This is a genomic window from Bradyrhizobium sp. USDA 4452 (assembly GCF_054063575.1).
Window position 1 is genome coordinate 579,855 of the sequence record NZ_JBSSGK010000001.1, and the last position, 19,625, is coordinate 599,479.

General features: G+C 64.9%; 16 protein-coding genes and 1 pseudogene. 10 read left to right on the plus strand and 7 right to left on the minus strand.

What is annotated here, in order from left to right; translation table 11 throughout:
- The first annotated feature begins 45 nt into the window (after positions 1-45).
- Positions 46-480, plus strand: coding sequence for a hypothetical protein (locus tag ACVISU_RS02970; RefSeq protein ID WP_050401364.1), 435 nt, complete (start codon positions 46-48; stop codon positions 478-480).
- A 699-nt stretch (positions 481-1,179) separates the two neighbouring features.
- On the opposite strand, the gene ACVISU_RS02975 is transcribed toward ACVISU_RS02970, so the two are convergent.
- Positions 1,180-2,118: a GlxA family transcriptional regulator gene (locus tag ACVISU_RS02975; RefSeq protein ID WP_456705961.1), complete on the minus strand. Its 939-nt coding sequence runs from the start codon at positions 2,116-2,118 to the stop codon at positions 1,180-1,182.
- A 129-nt stretch (positions 2,119-2,247) separates the two neighbouring features.
- Here ACVISU_RS02975 and ACVISU_RS02980 point away from each other — a divergent pair, with 129 nt between their 5' ends.
- Entirely contained in the window at positions 2,248-2,934 is a 687-nt protein-coding gene (locus ACVISU_RS02980) for a DJ-1/PfpI family protein (protein WP_456705962.1), read from the plus strand.
- Between the two features lie 392 nt (positions 2,935-3,326).
- On the opposite strand, the gene ACVISU_RS02985 is transcribed toward ACVISU_RS02980, so the two are convergent.
- On the minus strand, positions 3,327-3,737 hold the full coding sequence (locus ACVISU_RS02985) for an NADH:ubiquinone oxidoreductase subunit NDUFA12 (protein ID WP_050401366.1): 411 nt from the start codon (positions 3,735-3,737) through the stop codon (positions 3,327-3,329).
- 267 nt (positions 3,738-4,004) lie between these two features.
- Between ACVISU_RS02985 and ACVISU_RS02990 the strand changes: the two genes are divergently transcribed.
- Positions 4,005-4,574, plus strand: a complete 570-nt coding sequence (locus ACVISU_RS02990; protein WP_050401455.1) for a BA14K family protein — start codon at positions 4,005-4,007, stop codon at positions 4,572-4,574.
- Between the two features lie 52 nt (positions 4,575-4,626).
- Here ACVISU_RS02990 and ACVISU_RS02995 read toward each other — a convergent pair whose 3' ends face one another.
- A complete protein-coding gene (locus tag ACVISU_RS02995; protein WP_456705963.1) occupies positions 4,627-5,523 on the minus strand; it encodes a DMT family transporter in 897 nt (298 codons plus the stop codon).
- Positions 5,524-5,703: 180 nt separating this feature from the next.
- Between ACVISU_RS02995 and ACVISU_RS03000 the strand changes: the two genes are divergently transcribed.
- Positions 5,704-6,108 carry a response regulator gene (locus tag ACVISU_RS03000; RefSeq protein WP_456705964.1) on the plus strand — a complete coding sequence of 135 codons (405 nt, stop codon included), beginning with the start codon at positions 5,704-5,706 and terminating at the stop codon, positions 6,106-6,108.
- 19 nt (positions 6,109-6,127) lie between these two features.
- Positions 6,128-8,365, plus strand: a complete 2,238-nt coding sequence (locus ACVISU_RS03005) for a CHASE3 domain-containing protein (protein WP_050401369.1) — start codon at positions 6,128-6,130, stop codon at positions 8,363-8,365.
- Positions 8,366-8,371: 6 nt separating this feature from the next.
- On the opposite strand, the gene ACVISU_RS03010 is transcribed toward ACVISU_RS03005, so the two are convergent.
- Positions 8,372-9,265, minus strand: a complete 894-nt coding sequence (locus ACVISU_RS03010) for a DMT family transporter (protein WP_456705965.1) — start codon at positions 9,263-9,265, stop codon at positions 8,372-8,374.
- Between the two features lie 840 nt (positions 9,266-10,105).
- Here ACVISU_RS03010 and ACVISU_RS03015 point away from each other — a divergent pair.
- From ACVISU_RS03015 to ACVISU_RS03030, 4 genes and pseudogenes are all read left to right on the plus strand, one after another.
- Positions 10,106-13,883: pseudogene (locus tag ACVISU_RS03015) on the plus strand (vitamin B12-dependent ribonucleotide reductase).
- A 77-nt stretch (positions 13,884-13,960) separates the two neighbouring features.
- Positions 13,961-14,134, plus strand: a complete 174-nt coding sequence (locus ACVISU_RS03020; protein ID WP_456710743.1) for an SEC-C metal-binding domain-containing protein — start codon at positions 13,961-13,963, stop codon at positions 14,132-14,134.
- Entirely contained in the window at positions 14,131-14,562 is a 432-nt protein-coding gene (locus ACVISU_RS03025) for a hypothetical protein (RefSeq protein ID WP_456705966.1), read from the plus strand. The genes ACVISU_RS03020 and ACVISU_RS03025 overlap by 4 nt, the downstream gene beginning before the upstream one ends.
- Positions 14,552-14,854 carry a hypothetical protein gene (locus ACVISU_RS03030; RefSeq protein WP_456705967.1) on the plus strand — a complete coding sequence of 101 codons (303 nt, stop codon included), beginning with the start codon at positions 14,552-14,554 and terminating at the stop codon, positions 14,852-14,854. Before ACVISU_RS03025 ends, ACVISU_RS03030 begins: the two co-directional genes overlap by 11 nt.
- 150 nt (positions 14,855-15,004) lie before the next feature.
- On the opposite strand, the gene ACVISU_RS03035 is transcribed toward ACVISU_RS03030, so the two are convergent.
- Positions 15,005-15,277, minus strand: coding sequence for a DUF2312 domain-containing protein (locus ACVISU_RS03035; RefSeq protein WP_456705968.1), 273 nt, complete (start codon positions 15,275-15,277; stop codon positions 15,005-15,007).
- 319 nt (positions 15,278-15,596) lie between these two features.
- On the minus strand, positions 15,597-16,721 hold the full coding sequence (locus tag ACVISU_RS03040) for a metallophosphoesterase (RefSeq protein ID WP_456710744.1): 1,125 nt from the start codon (positions 16,719-16,721) through the stop codon (positions 15,597-15,599).
- Between the two features lie 434 nt (positions 16,722-17,155).
- On the opposite strand from ACVISU_RS03040, the gene ACVISU_RS03045 reads away from it, so the two are divergent.
- The gene (locus tag ACVISU_RS03045; protein WP_456705969.1) at positions 17,156-18,151 is read left to right on the plus strand and encodes an LLM class flavin-dependent oxidoreductase; all 996 of its coding nucleotides are present in this window, start codon (positions 17,156-17,158) and stop codon (positions 18,149-18,151) included.
- 40 nt (positions 18,152-18,191) lie between these two features.
- On the opposite strand, the gene ACVISU_RS03050 is transcribed toward ACVISU_RS03045, so the two are convergent.
- Positions 18,192-19,475, minus strand: a complete 1,284-nt coding sequence (locus ACVISU_RS03050; protein WP_456705970.1) for a cystathionine gamma-synthase family protein — start codon at positions 19,473-19,475, stop codon at positions 18,192-18,194.
- Positions 19,476-19,625: the final 150 nt, after the last annotated feature.

Sequence of the window (19,625 nt, forward strand, 5' to 3'; positions counted from 1 at the left end):
ACATTGCTAAACTCCACTCGCCGTAACAACTTATGGAGCCTTCGCATGAGTGTGAGTGCAGAAGTCCTCGCCCGCGCCCCGTTGGAAACGACGGAGAGCGAAATCGACACGGTGAGTACGCATCGCCCACGCAGCAACATTCGGCCTCTCTCGCCGATGCCGGACTACGTCGAGCACCGCAACGGCGTCAACGAGGTCGGCAAGCTATCGGCCGAGGCGGTCGTGCGCGAATACGAAGCGGCGGTGAGAGAGATCGAGGCCCTTGGATCGGAACTGCAACTGGCCGCCAAGAACTGCGAGGTCATGGTGGCGGGCGTTCATGACATGATCGCGGAAATCAAGGAATTCGCCGCGGGTTACCGCGATCAGGGCAAGCGTTTCTTCCTCCAGATCGAAGCCGTCTCGCTGATGACCACGGAGGTCCGGAATACCTGCGAAGCACTCAAGAAGAAGATCGCGACCGATACATTGAGCAATTGATATCTCGCCGTCCGTGGATTTTCAGTGATCGTACTGATCGTTTGCAAGGTGAATGGCTGCGCTATTCCGGCGCGGCGGAACCGTTAGTTCTATTCAGACCAAGTCGTTTTGAGATCAAGTCGTGCAGGATCAAGTGGTTCAACATCTTGCCCCGCCTTCGGCGGGGCGTTTGTCCTGCGCTAATCTCTGCGCGCGGCCTATCCGGGAACCGGCCGGATCTGCGTCGATGACCGGTTTAACGCTCCTCAGGTGCGCGCTCAGTCATGTTTATTGCCGGGGGCAAAGCTGAAATCGGGGACCAGCGGTCGCTGAAATCCCTAGCCGGGAGCGGGCCCGTCTCGACGACAACGCCATCGCTTCGGGGCAGGTGTGACCGGATCGTCGCGGCGGTTGCAGTGACAGCCAGCAGGGTGACGGCCACGAACCCGGTAATCGTTCGATGCTTTGTCATGTGGAACCTCCTCGGGTCCGCAACGCCCCACCTAACGTGGGTCACAGGAACCTTCGCGCGGTTCATCGGTGCAACGACTGAATGAATCGTGTGAGACCGGACAACGAGCTTGTCCCAAACTCAAATTGCCGCTGCCGGTAACGCCGGTGAGCTTGGCGACGGTCCTTCATCGGCAACCGCGTTGGCTTCGCCGTGGAATGATTGCCCTATCTTTCCAACAACGCGCCGCGATTGCGCACGTCCGCGGCCTACCCGGCGCGCGATGCCCGGCGCAGCGATTGCGGCGGCTGGCCGAAGGCGCGGATGAAGGCGCGGCGCATCCGCTCCGGATCGCGGAAGCCGGTGATCTCGGCGACGCGTTCGATCGCCTCGCCCGACGACTGCACGCGCTGCCGCGCCACTTCGATCCTCAATCGCTCCACCGCCTTCGATGGTGTGGTACCGGTCTCTGCGATGAAGGCGCGGGTGAAATGCCGCGAGCTCATCCCGGCCTTGTCGGCGAGATCCTCGACCGTCAGCGGCGCGTCGAGATGTTCGCGCGCCCAGGCGAGCAATGGCCCGAACCGGCCGTTCGGCGCCTTCAACTCCAGCAGCGAGGAAAACTGCGACTGCCCGCCACTGCGCCGATGGTACAGCACGAGCTGCCGCGCGGTGTTCTGCGCGACCTCGTCGCCGTAGTCCTCGGTGATCATCGCGAGCGCGAGGTCGATGCCGGCGGTGATTCCGGCCGAGCTCCAGATATTGCCGTCGCGGACGAAGATCTGGTCCGGCTCGAGCTTGACCTTCGGATAGGTCTTCACGAAGTGCGGCGTCCGCTGCCAATGCGTGGTGGCGCGGCGGCCATCGAGCAGGCCGGCCTCGGCCAGCACATAGGCGCCCGAGCAGACGCTTGCGACGCGGATGCCGCGGCTCGCCATTCGCCGCACGAATGACAGCGTGACAGGACACGTCGCCGGCGTGCGCACGCCGTTGCCGCCCGCGATGATCAGCGTCGTGATCGCCGCCGACGGCCTGAAGCCGCGCGCCAGCATCTCGACGCCGGACGACGAGCGCACCGGTCCGGCCTTCACCGCGATCGTCTTGATCGCGGGCGGGTCGTTGGCGAAGCGCGCCGCGATCTCGAACGCCGCGATCGGGCCGGCCGCATCGAGCAGCTGGAAGTCGGGAAAGATCAGGATGCCGATCATCTGCCAGATCCTTGCAATGCCAAATCCCCGGAGGCGGCGGCAACGTCCGAAAATGAGGGAATTACGCCATTTTGGACAGAAAGCCATCATGGCATCGTGGTTCCGTCAAGCGCTATTTGGAGAGCTCCGATGTCCGAACCCCTGCAGATTGGATTGCTCGTCTTCCCGAAGGTGACCCAGCTCGACCTCACCGGGCCGCTGCAGGTGTTCTCCTCGGTCCCCGGCGCCAAGGTGCATTTGATCTGGAAACGGATCGAACCCGTTCCGACCGACTCCGTCATGGTCCTGACGCCGACCACGACCTTCGCCGATTGCCCGCAGCTCGACGTGATCTGCGTGCCGGGCGGATTCGGCACCGACGACATGGTCGGCGACGAGGAGATGCTGGCCTTCCTGCGCAAGCAGGCCGAGGGAGCGAAATACGTCACGTCGGTCTGCACGGGCTCGCTGGTGCTCGGCGCCGCCGGTCTCTTGAAGGGCTATCGCGCCACCACGCATTGGAGCGCGATCGATTTCCTGTCGGGGTTCGGAGCCATCCCGACCAAGACGCGGGTCTGTGTCGACCGCAACCGTTTCACCGGCGGCGGCGTCACCGCCGGCATCGATTTCGCGCTGACGCTGGTCTCCGAGCTCGTCGATCGCAAGACCGCCGAAGCGATCCAGCTCAGGCTCGAATACAACCCGGCCCCGCCGTTCAATGCCGGCTCGCCCGATACCGCGCCGGCCGAGGTCCTCGCCTCCATGAAGGAGCGGATGGGACCGGCACACACGCGCCGGGGCGAATTGATGAGCCAGGCGGCCGCACGGCTGCCCTGACTGATCGTGAGACAACGAAATTGCGAGGCAAAGAAAAAGGCCGCCCGGTTTCCCGAGCGGCCCTTCCTGTCTCACGGTAGCCTCACATTTGCGGGCGATTTCAGGACGTCTGTGCCGGGGGCCTATCTCCCGGCCGCATCCAACTCGGAGGCCGCTGCTCATCGGGACAGTCGCGATCTGGAGCCCGATCCGACGCGATGGTTTCCCATCTCCGTAAGATGGCTTCATTGAGCCGCGAAGACGTGCGCAGCGCAAGCGGACAGCATCGGACACGGCACAGCTGTCCCCGCTGTTACCGTTGTCCACAGGCACGCACTCGCGTTGCCACAGGTGCGTGTGCGGTGCACGCGCGCTGTTACACGCGCCGCGTCCGAAACAACAATGCGTGAAGCTCAGCTTCCCGGCGTCCAGGCGTGATAGTCGCCGGTCGCCTTGGGGCGGCGGCCGCTCGCCAGCGTCGAGCCGGACGGACGGTAAGCCTGCGCGGTGCCAGTCATGTTCGGCAGATGCGGCTTTTCCCACTCCCGGGCCACGTACTTCTCGTCGGTCGGGGGCACATCGACCGTGTGATGCAGCCAGCCGTGCCAACCGGACGGGATCCGGGACGCCTCGGCATAGCCGTTATAGACCACCCAGCGGCGCTCGAAATGCAGCGTCGGGTCGATCTCGCCGCCCTTGGTCCGGTAGTAGCGATTGCCCTGCTCGTCCTCGCCGACCAGCTCGCCGTAGCGCGAGGTCCACAATTGCGTGCCAAAGGTCTGGCCGTTCCACCAGGTGAAGAATTTCAGCAGGAATTGTTTCATGCGTGGCCGGTCGTCGGTTCGAGGCAGTCCGGCTCTGATGCCACCTGAATCTGCAAATGTCCAGTCGCCGCCAAGGTAGCCGGACACTCCCGAATTACACCCGGCTTGCGGGTCCTTTGGCGACCAAATGACGCGATCGCGAGGAGTTTTGTTCACCCGCCATACATGCGCCGCCGGTCAAGCAAAGATGACGGACAATCAATGTCGAGCACTGGAACGCCCGACCGCAGAGATGGTTAGACATTGTCCGTTTTGATGGAGTCCAAAATGATCAATATGAAGGTTCTGAGCACCGCCGCGGCGCTGGCGCTTGCGCTGCCGTTGGCTGTGGCGCCGACCGTTTCGTTCGCCCAGTCTGCCGCGCAGATGGGCGCGATGGGCGGTGGCGGTGGTGCGCGCGGCGGCGGCGGCGGTGGCGGTGGCCATATCGGCGGCGGCGGTGGTGGTGGCTTTGGCGGCGGCCGTGGTGCTGCGATGGCCGGTGGCGGCGGCGGTCATTGGGCCGGTGGTGGCGGCGGCCACTGGGCCGGTGGCGGCGGCGGCGGTTGGCACGGCGGCGGTGGCGGCTGGCACGGTGGCTATCACCGTGGTGGCGGCTTCTGGCCGGGCGCGGTTGCCGGTGCAGTCGTCGGCGGAGCCCTCGCCTCCGGCGCGTATTACGGCGGCTACGGCCCCGGCTACTATGACGACAGCTACGGCTACTACGACGAACCGTCTGTCGCCGTGGAGGCGGTGCCGGGCGGCGACGCGAGCTACTGCGCGCAGCGCTACAGGTCCTACGACCCGGCCTCGGGCACCTATCTCGGCTATGACGGCCTGCGGCACCCCTGCCCGTAATTACGGGCTGAGTGCTTGAGTTGGCAAAGGGCGGCGGCAACGCCGCCCTTTGTCATGTCCGCAGCGCCACCGCGACGGCTGCGAAAGTCACTACCAGCGCGATGATGTCGCTCGCGCTGAGCGGCTCGCGCAGCATGACCGCGGCCGCCAGCACGCCGACGACGGGTACCAACAGCGTGCCGATCGACGCGGTCGCCGCCGGCAGCCGCTCCAGCGCCGCGAACCAGCAGACATAGCAAAGGCAGAACTGGATCAGCGTCATGTAGACCATCGACGCCCAGCCGAGCGGCGACAGCGCGGCAAGCTGCGGCTGCTCGATCAGGACGCCGGCGATCGCGATCGGCACGCAGCCGATCGCAAGCTGCCAGGCCGCGAGCGACAGCGGCGGCATTGCGAGCTTGAAGAACTTGGTCAGCACGGTGCCAAGCCCGACGCAGAGCGCGCCCGCGAGCGCGAACAGGATGCCGGGCAGCTTGCCGAGGCTCGCGTCGAGACCGCCACCGCCGATCAGCGCGGCGATGCCAGCGAGCGCCACGGCAAGCGCGAGCGCACGCGGCAGCGAGACACGCTCGCCGAGCACCGGCCAGGCCACCAGCGCAACCCACACCGGGATCGAGATCCCGAGCACGGCCGCCTCGCTGGCGCGCAGCCAGATCAGCGCCAGGCCCATGGACGCGACCCAGCCGCCGATCGACAGCGTCGACACCAGGACGAGCCGCAACCACATGCCGTCGGGGACGCGCAGTGGCTGTCCGCGCGCGATCGCCACCAGGCCGAGCGCGAGCGCGCCGACCACGCCGCAGAGCCCGCGCGACGACAGCGGCGGCCACTCGCTAAGCAGGAACTTCATGATCGGGAAATTGAGGCCCCAGCCGGTCGATGCGACCACCAGGAATGCGAGGCCGAGCGGTGACGGCGGGGTGCGGCCGTCGACTGGAACTGCGGTCATGGACCCGTCGCAATGTGGGCGGACAAATACAAGTGATGGTGTCAGGGCTAGCTGGAAATCTGCTTGTCAGCAAACAGCATATGCATTTTATGATACAGACTTTCCGTCCAGGTTCCGCCTTAATCGGGAGAGTGGCCAAGCGAGTCGCCGGCACGCGAGGCCGCAGCAAGAGGATGCATCGTGCCGAGCGTTCTCGTGGTCGATGATGACCCGATGGTGTGCGTCGCCATCGAGGTCTGTTTGCAGCGCCAGGGCTTCGACGTCACCGTCGCGGATGGCGGCGAATCGGGTCTGCGCGCGCTGGACAAGGCGTCATTCGACGTCATGCTGATCGACGTCTTCATGCCGCATATGCGCGGTTTCGAGGCGATCCGCGTCTTCCACGAGCGCGCCCCCGATATTCCCGTGATCGCGATGTCCGGCTATGCCTTCGCCAATGCCGACCGTGCGCCGGATTTCCTGCGGATGACGATCGAGCTCGGCGCATCGGCCTGCCTGCGCAAGCCGTTCACCCCGCAGGCGCTGGTTGCCGCGGTTAACGAATGTCTTGCGAAGTCCGCTCCTTCTGCTCGTCTTTCCAAATAATTGCTCGTACTAATCGTCGATGGCTTCCCAGCGTCTCATCCTTGGCAGTGGCCTTGCGATCCTCCTCGTCATCAGCGCGGCGTCGATCGGGCTGGACGTCAAGTCGCGCAGCGAGATTGATTCGGTCGATCACGCACTCGGCGTCCTCAAGCGCATTTCGGATGCGCGTTCGCTGCCGCGCGGCGTCGAGAGCGCGGCGCGCGGTTTCGCGCTGACCGGCGACGCCTCCTTCGCGGACGAGTTTCGCGAGCAGAGCACCGCCCTCAGCGCCGCGTTCGACGATTTGATGGCTGCGGTGAAGTCGGCCCCGGAGGAAGCAAAGCTGATCGAGGGCACCCGAGGACAGGTCGAGCGCGCCATTGCGCTTGGTGCCGAACTGATCAGGTTGCGCACGGCGGGCGACACGGCCGGCGCTGCGGCGCTGATCTCGGCGGACGAGAGCCGCGCGCTGATGGACAAGGTCGGGGCGGCGCTCGACCGCCTGGTCGCCGAGGAGCGCCGCCTGCTCGGGATTCGCACCGAACAGTCGAAGACCAATGGCCGGCTGTTGCTGGCGGTCGACCTTGCCGGCGTGGTGATGATCCTGCTGCTCGCGGTCGCGCTGACGTTGACGGCGCGGCGCGTCAGCCGCGAACTGCAGGGCGCGCTCAGCGCGACCAAGGCGACCAATCTGTCGCTCGAGGGCAAGGTGGCCGAACGCACCAAGGATCTCGGCGCAGCCCTCGAAGAGCTCCGCCGTTCCACCTCGGTGATGGAAACCACCTTCCGCACCATGGCGGAGGCGGTGCTGGTGATCGACAGCGGCGGCACCGTGCTGCTCTCGAACCCGGCCGCCGAGAAGATGCTGCGCTACAAGCCGGGTATGACGGTCCGCGAATTGCGCGCCATGAGCACCGTGTTCCAGGCCGACGGCGTCACGCCGATGCAGACCAACGACATGCCTTCGGCCAGGGCGCTCCGCGGCGAGGAATTCGACGGGCTGGAATTCGTCGCCCGGCCGGTGCGCGGCGCGCCGGAAATTCACCTCGTGGTGTCGGGCCGGCCGCTGCGCGACGGCGACGGCACCATCACCGGCGCGGCGCTGATCTATCACGACATCACCGCCTCGCGCGAAACCGAGCACAAGCTGCAGCAGGCGCAGAAGCTCGACGCCATCGGCAAGCTGACCGGCGGCGTCGCGCACGACTTCAACAACATGCTGACGGTCATCACCGGCACCACCGAGACGCTGGTCGACAGCCTGCGTTCGCAGCCGAAGCTTGCGCAAACCGCCGAGCTGATCGACCGCGCCGCCGAGCGCTGCCGCGAGCTGATCCAGCATCTGCTCGCCTTCGCCCGCCGCCAGCCGCTGGAGCCGCGCACCGTCGACATCAACGGCACCGTGGTCGATATCGCCAAGCTGCTGCGGCCGACGCTCGGCGAGCAGATCGAGATCGACTCCATGCTCGCGCCCGATGTCGCCAGCGTCCATATCGATCCGTCGCAGCTTGCCAACTCGCTGCTCAACATGGCGATCAACGCCCGCGACGCGATGCCGAACGGCGGCAAGCTGCTGTTCGAGACCAGTAACGTCGTGCTCGACGACGCCTATGCGGCCACCAATCCCGACATCACGCCGGGCCGCTACGTGCTGCTCGCGGTCAGCGACACCGGCACCGGCATGTCGCTCGCGGTGCAGGACAAGGTGTTCGAGCCGTTCTTCACCACCAAGGAGGTCGGCAAGGGCTCCGGACTCGGCATGAGCATGGTCTACGGCTTCGTCAAGCAGTCCGGCGGCCATATCAAGATCTACAGCGAGGAAGGCCACGGCACCACGATCAAGCTGTATCTGCCCCCTGCCCGCGGCCAGGTCGAGGTGGAGGCGTCTGCGCCGGAGCCGGCGCGGCGCGGCAGCGAAGTCATCCTGGTGGTGGAAGACGACCAGCTGGTGCGCAACTACGTCGTCACGCAGCTCGGCAGCCTCGGCTACAAGACCATTGCCGTTCCCGACGCCCGCGCCGCGCTGGCGCTGGTCGACAAGGGCGAGAAGTTCGACCTGTTGTTCACCGACGTGATCATGCCCGGCGGCATGAACGGCCGCCAGCTCGCCGACGAAGTGAGAAAGCGGCGCCCCGGCATCAAGGTGCTCTACACCTCGGGCTATACCGAGAACGCGATCGTGCATCACGGCCGCCTCGACGAAGGCGTGCTGCTGCTGGCAAAGCCCTACCGCAAGGCGCAGCTCGCCAGCATGCTGCAGCAGGCGCTCGGCGAGTGATGTGAGCTACCGCGTCGCCAGCGCGACGCCGGCGAGCGTGAACAGCAGCGCGGTGATCTGGGTCGGCCCGAGCGGCTCGTGCAGCGCGATCGCGGAGGCGATCACGCCGATGACCGGCACCGCCATGGTGCCGATCGCCGCCACCGAGGCCGGCAGGCGGGCCAGCGCGGCGAACCAGGCGACATAGGCGACGCAGAACTGGATCAGCGTCGAATAGACCAAGAGCCACCAGCCGACCGTGGTGACGCGGTCGAGATGCGTGGTCTCGATCATCAGGCCGATGATCGCGATCGGCACGCAGCCGAGGCCGATCTGCCAGGCCGCGGCCGGGATCGGCGGCATCACCAGCGGATATTTCTTCGCCAGCACGGTGCCGAGCGCAAAGCCGAACGCGCCGCCGAGCGCCATGATGACTCCCGGCAGCTTGTCCTTGCTCGCGGAAATGCCGTTGCCGCCCATGATCGCGGCGAGCCCCGCGAACGCCATCAGCAGCGCGATGGTCCGAAGCCACGTCGGCCGCTCGCCGAGCACCGGCCAGGCCAGCAGCGAAGCCCACACCGGCATGGTGTAGGCGATCAGCGCGGTCTCGCTCGCCGGCAGCCAGAGCAGCGCCAGCCCCATCAGCACCATCCAGCCGGAGACGTTGAGCGCGGCATACAGCACGAGGCGCGGCCACAGCCTTGCCTCGACATGCAGGCTCTGGCTACGGAGCAGCGCCAGCGCCGCCAGCAGCACGGCGCCGATCACGCCGGTGATGCCACGCAAGGTCAGCGGCGGCAGCTCGCTGAGCAGGAACTTGGTGGACGGCCAGTTGAACCCCCAGCCCACCGAGGTGATGGCGAGGAACATCAGGCCGGCGGGCGCAAGGCGCGTCCGCCCGGAAGGTTTCTGGTCTGTCATGGAACCCGGCAAGGGTGTGAAAGCAAAGGAGTGAAGACGACGTGAGTCGGCCACACCTTGCCCGCGATTTTGTCGCCCGACCATCACGGCTCTGACATGCCTGATCCCTAAGTTGCCCGTACGCTTACGTGAGTCCCCAAAATTCAATCCGCCGCGGCGAATAAAAACTTCGCCTGTGAAAAGCGGGGCGAAACTCCAATCCACAGGGACCAGGAATTTTTTTGGCTTGGGAATCCCTGAGGACTCACCGATAGTTGGCTCGATCACAGGCGCGGCACCGACCCCTGTTATCCCCCTCCTTCCACCATATTTAGTGTTTGATTCAGAAACTCGTACTAGTCCTTGACGGGCGCAACGGACATGGCCTAGCTTTCAACCTGTTCGGCGCGAGTGTGTTTGGGTCCCCGCCGGTCGCTCCCACAGGGTTCCAAAATGACCACTCCGCCAGGCCTTCGGGCCGCGGGTGAAGGGCTTGTCTGCCCTGATTTTGGGCCCGAGGTCTTTCGAGTCCGGGACGACAAACGGGCCGAGAAGGACCCGGAAACAGAGGCCGTAACCGGCCCGCAAGAAGCGTACGCGTGACGTGTCGCGTGAGCGTTTGGGGCGTTGAATGCATGACCCGGAGGACCCGACCAGTCGGGCGCCCCCCCGGGATCATGCCACCGCCGGGCCGGGTCAAACCGGCGCCTGGCGGATGAGAGAAAACAGGCCGGGTCCACCGGCTGAGCTGCGGATGACGGGAGGCGTGCCACGCGTGTTCCCAAAGTCTGCGAACAGACAACAATTCCGGCAACCTGCGGGAAACGTGGGACCGGGCAGAACAAGAGACGGGGCTCGACCATGCGAATCGAACGACGCAACACCACCAGCGGACAATCTCCCTACGCCGGGATCAATTTCCGCCTGACCACCTCGGAGATCCGCAACCCGGACGGCTCGGTCGTGTTCCGCGCCGAGAACGTCGAGGTTCCGGAGTTCTGGTCGCAGGTCGCCTCCGACGTGCTGGCGCAGAAGTATTTCCGTAAAGCGGGCGTTGCCGCGCGCCTGAAGAAGGTCGAGGAAGAGACCGTGCCGTCGTGGCTGTGGCGTTCGGTGCCGGACACCGAGGCGCTCGCGAGCCTCCCCGAGAACGAGCGCATCGTCGGCGAGACCAGCGCCAAGCAGGTGTTCGACCGCCTCGCCGGCTGCTGGACCTATTGGGGCTGGAAGGGCGGCTACTTCTCCACGGAAGAAGACGCCCTCGCCTTCTTCGACGAGCTGCGTTTCCAGCTCGCCAAGCAGATGGTCGCGCCGAACTCGCCGCAGTGGTTCAACACCGGGCTCCATTGGGCCTACGGCGTCGACGGTCCCGGCCAGGGCCACTATTACGTCGACTGGAAGACCGGCAAACTGACAAAATCGAAGTCGGCCTATGAGCATCCGCAGCCGCATGCCTGCTTCATCCAGGGCGTCGGCGACGACCTCGTCAACGAAGGCGGCATCATGGACCTCTGGGTCCGCGAGGCGCGCCTGTTCAAATACGGCTCCGGCACCGGCTCCAACTTCTCGAGCCTGCGCGGCGAAGGCGAGAAGCTGTCCGGCGGCGGCCGCTCGTCGGGCCTGATGAGCTTCCTCAAGATCGGCGACCGCGCCGCGGGCGCGATCAAGTCGGGCGGCACCACGCGCCGCGCCGCCAAAATGGTGGTGGTCGATGCCGATCACCCGGATATCGAGACCTATATCGACTGGAAGGTGAAGGAGGAGCAGAAGGTCGCGGCGCTGGTCACCGGCTCCAAGATCAACCAGAAGCACCTCAAGGCCGTGATGAAGGCCTGCGTCAACTGCGAAGGCAGTGGCGACGACTGCTTCGATCCCGAGAAGAACCCGGCGCTCCCGCCGCGAGATCAAGCTCGCGCGCCGCAACCTCGTGCCCGACAACTACATCAAGCGCGTCATCCAGTTCGCCAAGCAGGGCTACAAGGACATCCAGTTCGACATCTACGACACCGACTGGGATTCCGAGGCGTACCTCACCGTCTCCGGCCAGAACTCCAACAACTCGGTGTCGCTGAAGGATGACTTCCTCCGCGCGGTGGAAACCGACGGTGACTGGAATCTGGTCGGCCGCACCACCAAGAAGGTGACGAAGACGCTGAAGGCGCGCGACCTCTGGGAGAAGATCGGTTACGCCGCCTGGGCCTCCGCCGATCCCGGCCTGCACTTCAACACCACGATGAACGACTGGCACACCTGCAAGGCGTCCGGCGACATCCGCGCCTCCAATCCGTGCTCGGAATACATGTTCCTGGACGACACGGCGTGCAACCTCGCCTCGGCCAACCTGCTGACGTTCTACAGCACCACCACCAAGCGGTTCGACATCGAGTCCTACGAGCATCTCTGCCGGCTCTGGACCATCGTGCTCGAAATCTCCGTCATGATGGCCCAGTTCCCGTCGAAGGCGATCGCCGAGCTCTCCTACGAGTTCCGCACCCTCGGCCTCGGCTTTGCCAACATCGGCGGCCTCTTGATGACCATGGGCCTGCCCTACGACTCGAAGGAAGGCCGTTCGCTGTGCGGCGCGCTGACCGCCGTCATGACTGGCATCTCCTACAAGACCTCGGCCGAGATGGCGGCCGAGCTCGGCACCTTCCCGGGCTACAAGAAGAACGCCGCGCACATGCTGCGCGTGATCCGCAACCACCGCCGCGCCGCCCATGGCAACGCCGGTGGCTACGAGGCGCTTGCGGTCAATCCCGTTCCGCTCGATCACGCCTCGTGCCCGCAAGCCGATATCGTCGCGCATGCCAAGCTCGCGTGGGACGACGCGCTGGCGCTCGGCGAGGTCAACGGCTATCGCAACGCGCAAGTTACTGTCGTGGCGCCGACCGGCACCATTGGCCTGGTAATGGATTGCGACACCACCGGCATCGAGCCTGATTTCGCGCTGGTCAAGTTCAAGAAGCTCGCCGGCGGCGGCTACTTCAAGATCATCAACCAGGCGGTGCCGTCCGCGCTGCGCGCGCTCGGCTATCGCGAGAGCGAGATCGCCGAGATCGAGGCCTATGCCGTCGGCCACGGCTCGCTGTCGAATGCGCCTGGCATCAACGCCTCCACCCTCAAGGCCAAGGGCTTCACCGACGAAGCCATCGCCAAGGTGGAAAAGGCGCTGCCGACCGCGTTCGACATCAAGTTCGCCTTCAACAAGTGGACCTTCGGCGAGGACTTCATCCGCGACCAGCTCGGCATCGGCGCCGAGGCGATCGCAGCCCCCGGCTTCGACCTGCTCCAGGCCGTCGGGTTTACAAAACGCGAGATCGAGGCCGCCAACGTGCACATCTGCGGCGCGATGACGGTGGAAGGCTCCCCGCACCTCAAGGCCGAGCACTACCCGGTGTTCGACTGCGCCAACCCCTGCGGCAAGATCGGCAAGCGCTACCTCTCGGTCGAGAGCCACATCCGGATGATGGCGGCCTCGCAGCCGTTCATCTCGGGCGCGATCTCGAAAACCATCAACATGCCGAACGACGCCACGGTGGAGGACTGCAAGTCCGCCTATCTGTTGTCGTGGAAGCTGGCGCTGAAGGCCAACGCGCTGTACCGCGACGGCTCCAAGCTGTCGCAGCCGCTCAACTCGCAGCTCATCTCCGACGATGAGGACGAGGACGATGCGGTCGAGGCGCTCTACGAGAAGCCGATGGCGGCGCGTGCCGCCCAGGTCTCGGAAAAGATCGTCGAGAAGCTGGTCGAGCGCATCGTCGTGATGCGCGAGCGCGAGAAGATGCCGGACCGCCGCAAGGGTTACACCCAGAAGGCGGTGGTCGGCGGCCACAAGGTCTATCTGCGCACCGGCGAATATGACGACGGACGGCTCGGCGAGATCTTCATCGACATGCACAAGGAAGGCGCGGCGCTGCGCTCCTTCATCAACAATTTTGCAATCGCGGTCTCGCTCGGCCTGCAATACGGCGTGCCGCTGGAAGAATATGTCGACGCCTTCACCTTCACCCGCTTCGAGCCCGCGGGCCCGGTGCAGGGCAACGACTCCATCAAGTACGCGACCTCGATCCTCGACTATGTCTTCCGCGAGCTCGCGGTGAGCTACATGTCGCGCTTCGATCTCGCCCATGTCGATCCGAACGAGAGTGGCTTCGACGCGCTCGGCAAGGGCGTCGAGGAAGGCAAGGAGCAGCCGGAAGAGGCGCCGCACCACCAGGCGACGAAGTACCTGTCGAAGGGCCTGACCCGCTCGCGCACCGACAACCTCGTCGTCATGCGCGGTGGCTCCGCCGCAGTCAGCAGCAACGCCGACAACGCCCCCGCCGGCGGCAACCGCGTGACGTCGATGGCTGGGCACGGTGCCACCGCCCGCGGCGTCTCCGACACCATCGAAGGCGCCGTCGCGCTGAAGCAGGAAGTCAGCCACGACCTCTCGCCGACCGAGAAGCTCGAGGCCCTGAACTGGGGCAAGCCCGGGTCAGCCGCAGCCGCCGCCCCATCCAAGGCCGAGCGTCGCGCCGAAGCCAAGGCAAAAGGCTACGAAGGCGAGATGTGCTCGGAGTGCGGCAATTTCACGCTGGTCCGGAACGGGACGTGCATGAAGTGCGATACTTGCGGCAGCACGACGGGGTGTTCGTGAGCTGATCCTGCGAGGAAAACAACGAATCGACGGAGAAGGGAGCGATCCTATCGCTCCCTTCTATGTCAATTGACCCCATGCAAACCTCTAGCCCGATAAGACGCAATCAAATTTGCCCCTGCGGAAGTGGGCTTAGATTTAAGCATTGTCATGGCAAGTACCCTTTACCGGACAGGAGCATTTGTTCCACTGTATGCCTCCGGTACCGCCCCGCTTCGCGGTCCACGGTGTTACGAACTCTACAGAAGTGAAGGTGCACGCCGCGGGAGCTTGGCACACGGCGGAATCGATTACTCAGAAATTCGAGCAGGACCTAAATATCCTCGACGATGCGCTCAATCGGCTGCGAGAAAACGCCGAGCGCTTCAATTCCGCCCTGCCGACCTTTATCCGCCCCCGCTTGGACAACCGGCGCCGGCTGGCGGAGCAGTCTCGCAAGACGACCCAGGACATTAAATTTCCCCTACGTCAGGTCGCCAACGCCCTTCAAACCTACAGGCTCCCAGAGACGCCGAAGCAGATTGCTCCTCAGCCGGTCCAACGACCTACAGAGAGGTCATGGATGATTGCCGAGGAAGATTACCAAAATATCCTCAGAATTTGCGAGAGCATGTCGCTGGTGATGGAGCGTAACTGCCTGGCACCTCTCCGATTGGGTGTTCAGCGACATGACAGCTGAGCAGCGCAACAAGCTCGGCATCACAAAACTTAGGGACCTTCAGAATCGCGCAAGGAAGGCCTGCAACGCCCTCCACCTCTGTCGCCAAGCTGCAACCGCCTCAAAGCATTGGGCGGTGAGCAACAATCCTGATCCTACGGTGCGAGTGACGGTTGCATGTGAACTCGAAACTGGCTGGTTGGTCTACTTCGAACATGCCGGTAAAAAGATCAGGGCCGAGCAGGTCTTTGTCGAAGCGCTCTCGTTCTGGACCGGATTCATTTACGAGCATGGGATCGCAAAGGAAGCGTAGGGCGGATTAGCCGAAGGCGTAATCCGCCGTTTCGCTCGCAACAGTCGCGGCGGGTTGCGCTTCCACCTTCGCTCAATGAGCGATGGCAGACAAGTCGCGAACCCGCCCTACTTCGCTGTCCGCTTATGGAAGCATCACGCTTCCCAAACCTCACGCCGCCTTCGCGGTCTTGTCTTCCGCCGGCGCCGTTTCCATCGCGCGCATGTAGAGATCGAGCAGGCTTTCACGCTCGTCGCGCTCGTCCTGGTCCTGCTTGCGCAGCTTGATGATCTCCTTGAGGATCTTGACGTCGAAGCCTTCGCCCTTCGCCTCCGAGAAGACTTCCTTCTTCTGCTCGCTCAGTTCCGCCATTTCAGTGTCAAGGTTCTCGATCCGCTCGACGAAGGAACGAATTCTTCCGCCGGGAATGGTGATGTCGGACATGGTGCCTCCTGCTGAATGAGGTCGTGAAAATGAGAGCAAAGAGATGACCAATGTCTTAAGCATGCGCGATCCCTGTGAGGCGTTCATCGCTAGGGTATTTTTGTGGCGACGATACGCTCGCATCATCGCGTGAGATCAGGTTGGGCTGGAGCCGCGGCGAAGCGAAGCTTCGGCTTTGGCGCAGCGCCGGGTGAGGGGTTGCGGTCTCTCGTTGGAGCTGCGGCCCCTCACCCGATTTGCTGCGCAAATCGACCTCTCCCCAATGGGGAGAGAGAATCGAACCCGCGGTCAAATCGTTTCAGGCCAACTTCATCTCGTTCTAGATATCGCCCGCCCCCCGCAGCGTGATCCGGGTCAATTCCGACGGCCGGCCGAGCCGCAAGGCAAAACCCGGCCACAGCGCGGTGCCGTTGTTGACGTAGAGCGTCATGCCGTCGACGTCGTAGCGGCCCGAGACGAAGCCGGCATTGGCGGGTGCGGCGAGACGATCGATCCCCCAAATCAATCCGCCATGGGTGTGTCCGGAGAGTTGCAGGGCAACGCCGAGCCGAGCGGCGTTGCGGGCGTCGCTCGGCTGGTGGTCGAGCAGGATGACAGGCGCGCCCGCAGGCGCGCCGTCGAGCACCGCGGCAAGGTCGCGGATCGAATGGCCGCGGTGGCGCGAGGCGCGGTCGGTCATCCCTGCGATCACCAGGCGGCCCTCGCCGCGTTCGAGAACGATGTGCCGGTTCTCGAGCGAGCGCAGGCCGAGCGCTTCGTAATGCGCCATCCAGCCGTCATAGCCGAAGATGTATTCGTGATTGCCCGAGATCACGTAGACGCCGTCGGCGGCCATCAGGTCGCGCAACGGCGCGATGTCGTCCCGACGCGCATCGATGCTGCCGTCGATCAGGTCGCCGGTGATCGCGATCAGGTCGGCGCCGAGCTTGTTCGCGCGCGCGACCATGGTGCGCGCCCATGGCGCGGGAAACAGCCGGCTGATGTGCAGGTCGGTCAGTTGCACGATGGTGTAGCCGTCGAACTGGCGCGGAAGCCCGCCGATGGCGACTTCGACATCCTTCAGCGGCGGAATGCGCATCGCCTGATGGACGCCGATCGCGGCGGCGACGCCCGCCACGCCGGCAAGTGCGTAGCGGACACTGTCGGGCGCGCCGACAAAGCCGCCGTGGATCAGCGCTGCGACCAGCAGGCCAGCATCGAGCGCCAGTTGCAGCAGCGCGAGCAGCACGACCGCGCCGAACGCCCAGTTGAACAGCGCGACCACCGGGCGCGGAAACTCCGGCGAAAATACCGATCCCGACGACAGCCTGTTCCAACGGTGAAACTGCAAGGCGACCAGCACCAGCACCGCGGCGACGAGCTTTGCCGCGAGCGGCCAGTCGAGCGGCCAGATGAAGCGGGCCAGGATCAAGAGGCTGGTCAGGCCGAAGATGAGTTGGGGAATTGGTTTGCTCCGGATCGGATCGGCGGGACTGTGCGGGCGGCGCTCCGCGAAAGTAGGGTGGATCGGCCGCGGGTGGTAGCGGTCGTCATTAGTAACATTTTCGCCAGGTTGCACGGCGCTAAAGCGCCGGTGAGCGTGGCCTTGCTGTGGGGCAAGGCTGACGTGGCATGGCGGCGGGCGCCTGCACCATTTCGGAATAATGGAAATTTACCGCTGAGTTGCCCGACGCGTCAAGTCGTTTCTTCGGGCCGCCCCTCGCCATTGCTACTGTGCATGGGGTTGTTTTCGATATTTTGGGACGGGCACGGGCGGATTGACCGGGATGGCGACCATATCCATATGCATCTGCATGAACCGGCTGCGCCCCGCCGTTTCGCCCCCGCCTGGACATAGCCAAATCCCACCGGCGCCGTCCCCAACGTTCCGGAGCTCCCGTGGCCGCCCTTTCCATCCTCGATCTCGTCCGCGTCACCGAAGAGACCGACGCGCGCGGCGCGCTGTACAATGCGCGCGATGTCGCAGTTCACGCCGAGGCGCTCGGCTATCGCCGGATCTGGGTGGCGGAGCATCACAACATGGCCGGCATCGCGAGCGCCGCGACGTCGGTCGTGATCGGGCACATCGCGGCCGGCACCAAGACCATCCGGGTCGGCGCCGGCGGCATCATGCTGCCGAACCACGCGCCTTACGTGATCGCCGAACAGTTCGGCACGCTGGCGCGGCTGTTTCCGGACCGCATCGACCTCGGGCTCGGCCGCGCGCCGGGCACCGATCAGCTCACCTTGCGCGCGCTGCGCCGCACGCCCGAATCTGCCGAGAATTTTCCGCAGGACGTGCTCGAGGTGCAGGCCTTCCTCGCCGCCGCAGGTCCGAACCAGCGCATCCAGGCGGTGCCGGCCGCGGGCACCGACGTGCCGCTGTGGATCTTGGGATCGAGCAATTTCGGCGCGATGCTGGCCGGCGAGCTCGGCCTGCCCTACGCCTTCGCCTCGCACTTTGCCCCCGAGCTGCTGCTCCAGGCGCTGCAGATCTATCGCGCGCGCTTCAAGCCGTCGGAGCAGCTCCAGCAACCGTACACGATGGTCGGCGTCAACATCATCGCCGCCGACACCGATGCGGAAGCGCGGCGGCTTGCCACCACGCAGCAGATGTCGTTCACCAACATCTTCCGCGGCGCCCGCGGCCTGAGCCAGCCGCCGATCGACGACATCGAGACCTACTGGTCGCCCGCGGAGAAGGTCCAGGCGATGCGGATGCTGGAGCGTTCCATCATCGGCTCGCCCCAGACCGTGCGCGCCGGCATCGACGCGCTGGTCGCGGAGACCGGCGCCGACGAATTGATGATCGTGTCCGACGTCTACGATCATCAGAAGCGGCTGCGCTCGTTCGAGCTGATCGCCGAGGCCGGCGGGATCAAGCCGCAGACGTAGCGGCAGGATGGGGGAGCGAAGCGCTACCCATCCTACACGCTCACACCTTGCTCAATGCCTGCGCGATGTCGGCGATCAGATCGGAGGGATGTTCGATTCCGATCGAGAGCCGGATCGTCGTGTCGAGCACGCCGATCTTCTTCCTGATATCGGCGGGCACGCCGGAATGCGTCATCGTCGCCGGCAGGCTCGCGAGCGACTCGGTGCCGCCGAGGCTCACCGCGAGCTTGAATATCTGGAAGCTGTTGAGGAATTTCTCCGCCGCCTGTTGCCCGCCGACGATGTCGAACGAGAAAGTCGAGCCGGCGCCGCTGCTCTGGCTCGCGAACACTCGCCCCGCCGGCGACGCCGGATCGTGATGGCCGAGATAATGCACCTGCGCCACCTTGGGATGGTCGCGCAGATAGTCGGCGACGATGCGCGCATTGCGGTCGGCCTTTTCCATGCGCAGGCTGAGCGTTTCCAGCGAGCGGCTGATCATCCAGCAGGAATGCGGATCGAGCTGGGTGCCGATCGCCCCGCGCAGCGCCTTGACGTCCTTCATCAGCTTCTTCGAGCCGAGCGCTGCGCCCGCGATCAGGTCGGAATGGCCGCCGACATATTTGGTCAGCGAGTACAGCGAGAGGTCGGCGCCGTGCTCGATCGGCCGCTGAAACACCGGCCCGAGCAGGGTGTTGTCGCAGGCGATGATCGGTGTGAAGCCCTGCGCCTTGCCGATCGCGTCGGCGACGCGCCTGACAAGCGCGATATCGACCTGGCCGTTGGTCGGATTGGCCGGCGTCTCGATGAAGATCATCGCGACGCGGCCCTTCTTCATCGCCTCGTCGGCGGCGGCGCGGACGACGCGCTCGTCGAGGCCGTCGGCAAAGCCCACGGCTTGAATCGAGAACCCCGCCAGCGTCCTGGTGAACAGCGTCTCCGTGCCGCCATAGAGCGGCTGCGAATGCAGGATCACGTCGCCGGGCCGCGCGAAGGCCAGCACCGTGGTCGAGATCGCCGACATGCCGGATGAGAACAGCGCGCAACTCTCGGTGCGCTCATAGATCGCAAGCCTGTCCTCGACGATCTCGCTGTTCGGATGATTGAAGCGCGAATAGACCAGCCCGGCTCCCATGCCTTCCGGAGGCTCGCGCCGGCCCGCGACGAAATCGAAGAAATCCTTGCCGTCCTCGGCGGTGCGGAACACGAAGGTCGAGGTCAGGAACACCGGCGGCTTGACGGCGCCCTCCGACAGCTGCGGATCGTAGCCGTAGTTGAGCATCTGGGTTTCCGGATGCAGCAGATGGTTGCCGATGTGGGTTCTGGATGGAAACGGTTTTGTCATGGCCGGTCTCCTGGTCACGGGCCGCCGCGCTGGCGGCGATTCCCGGAATGATGCGACCAGCATACCCCAGCTTCATGCCATCAAGCCAAAGCACGGCATCAGACAGTTCTGGATAACGAACGGCCGGCGAGCGCCTTGCACCGCCGGCCG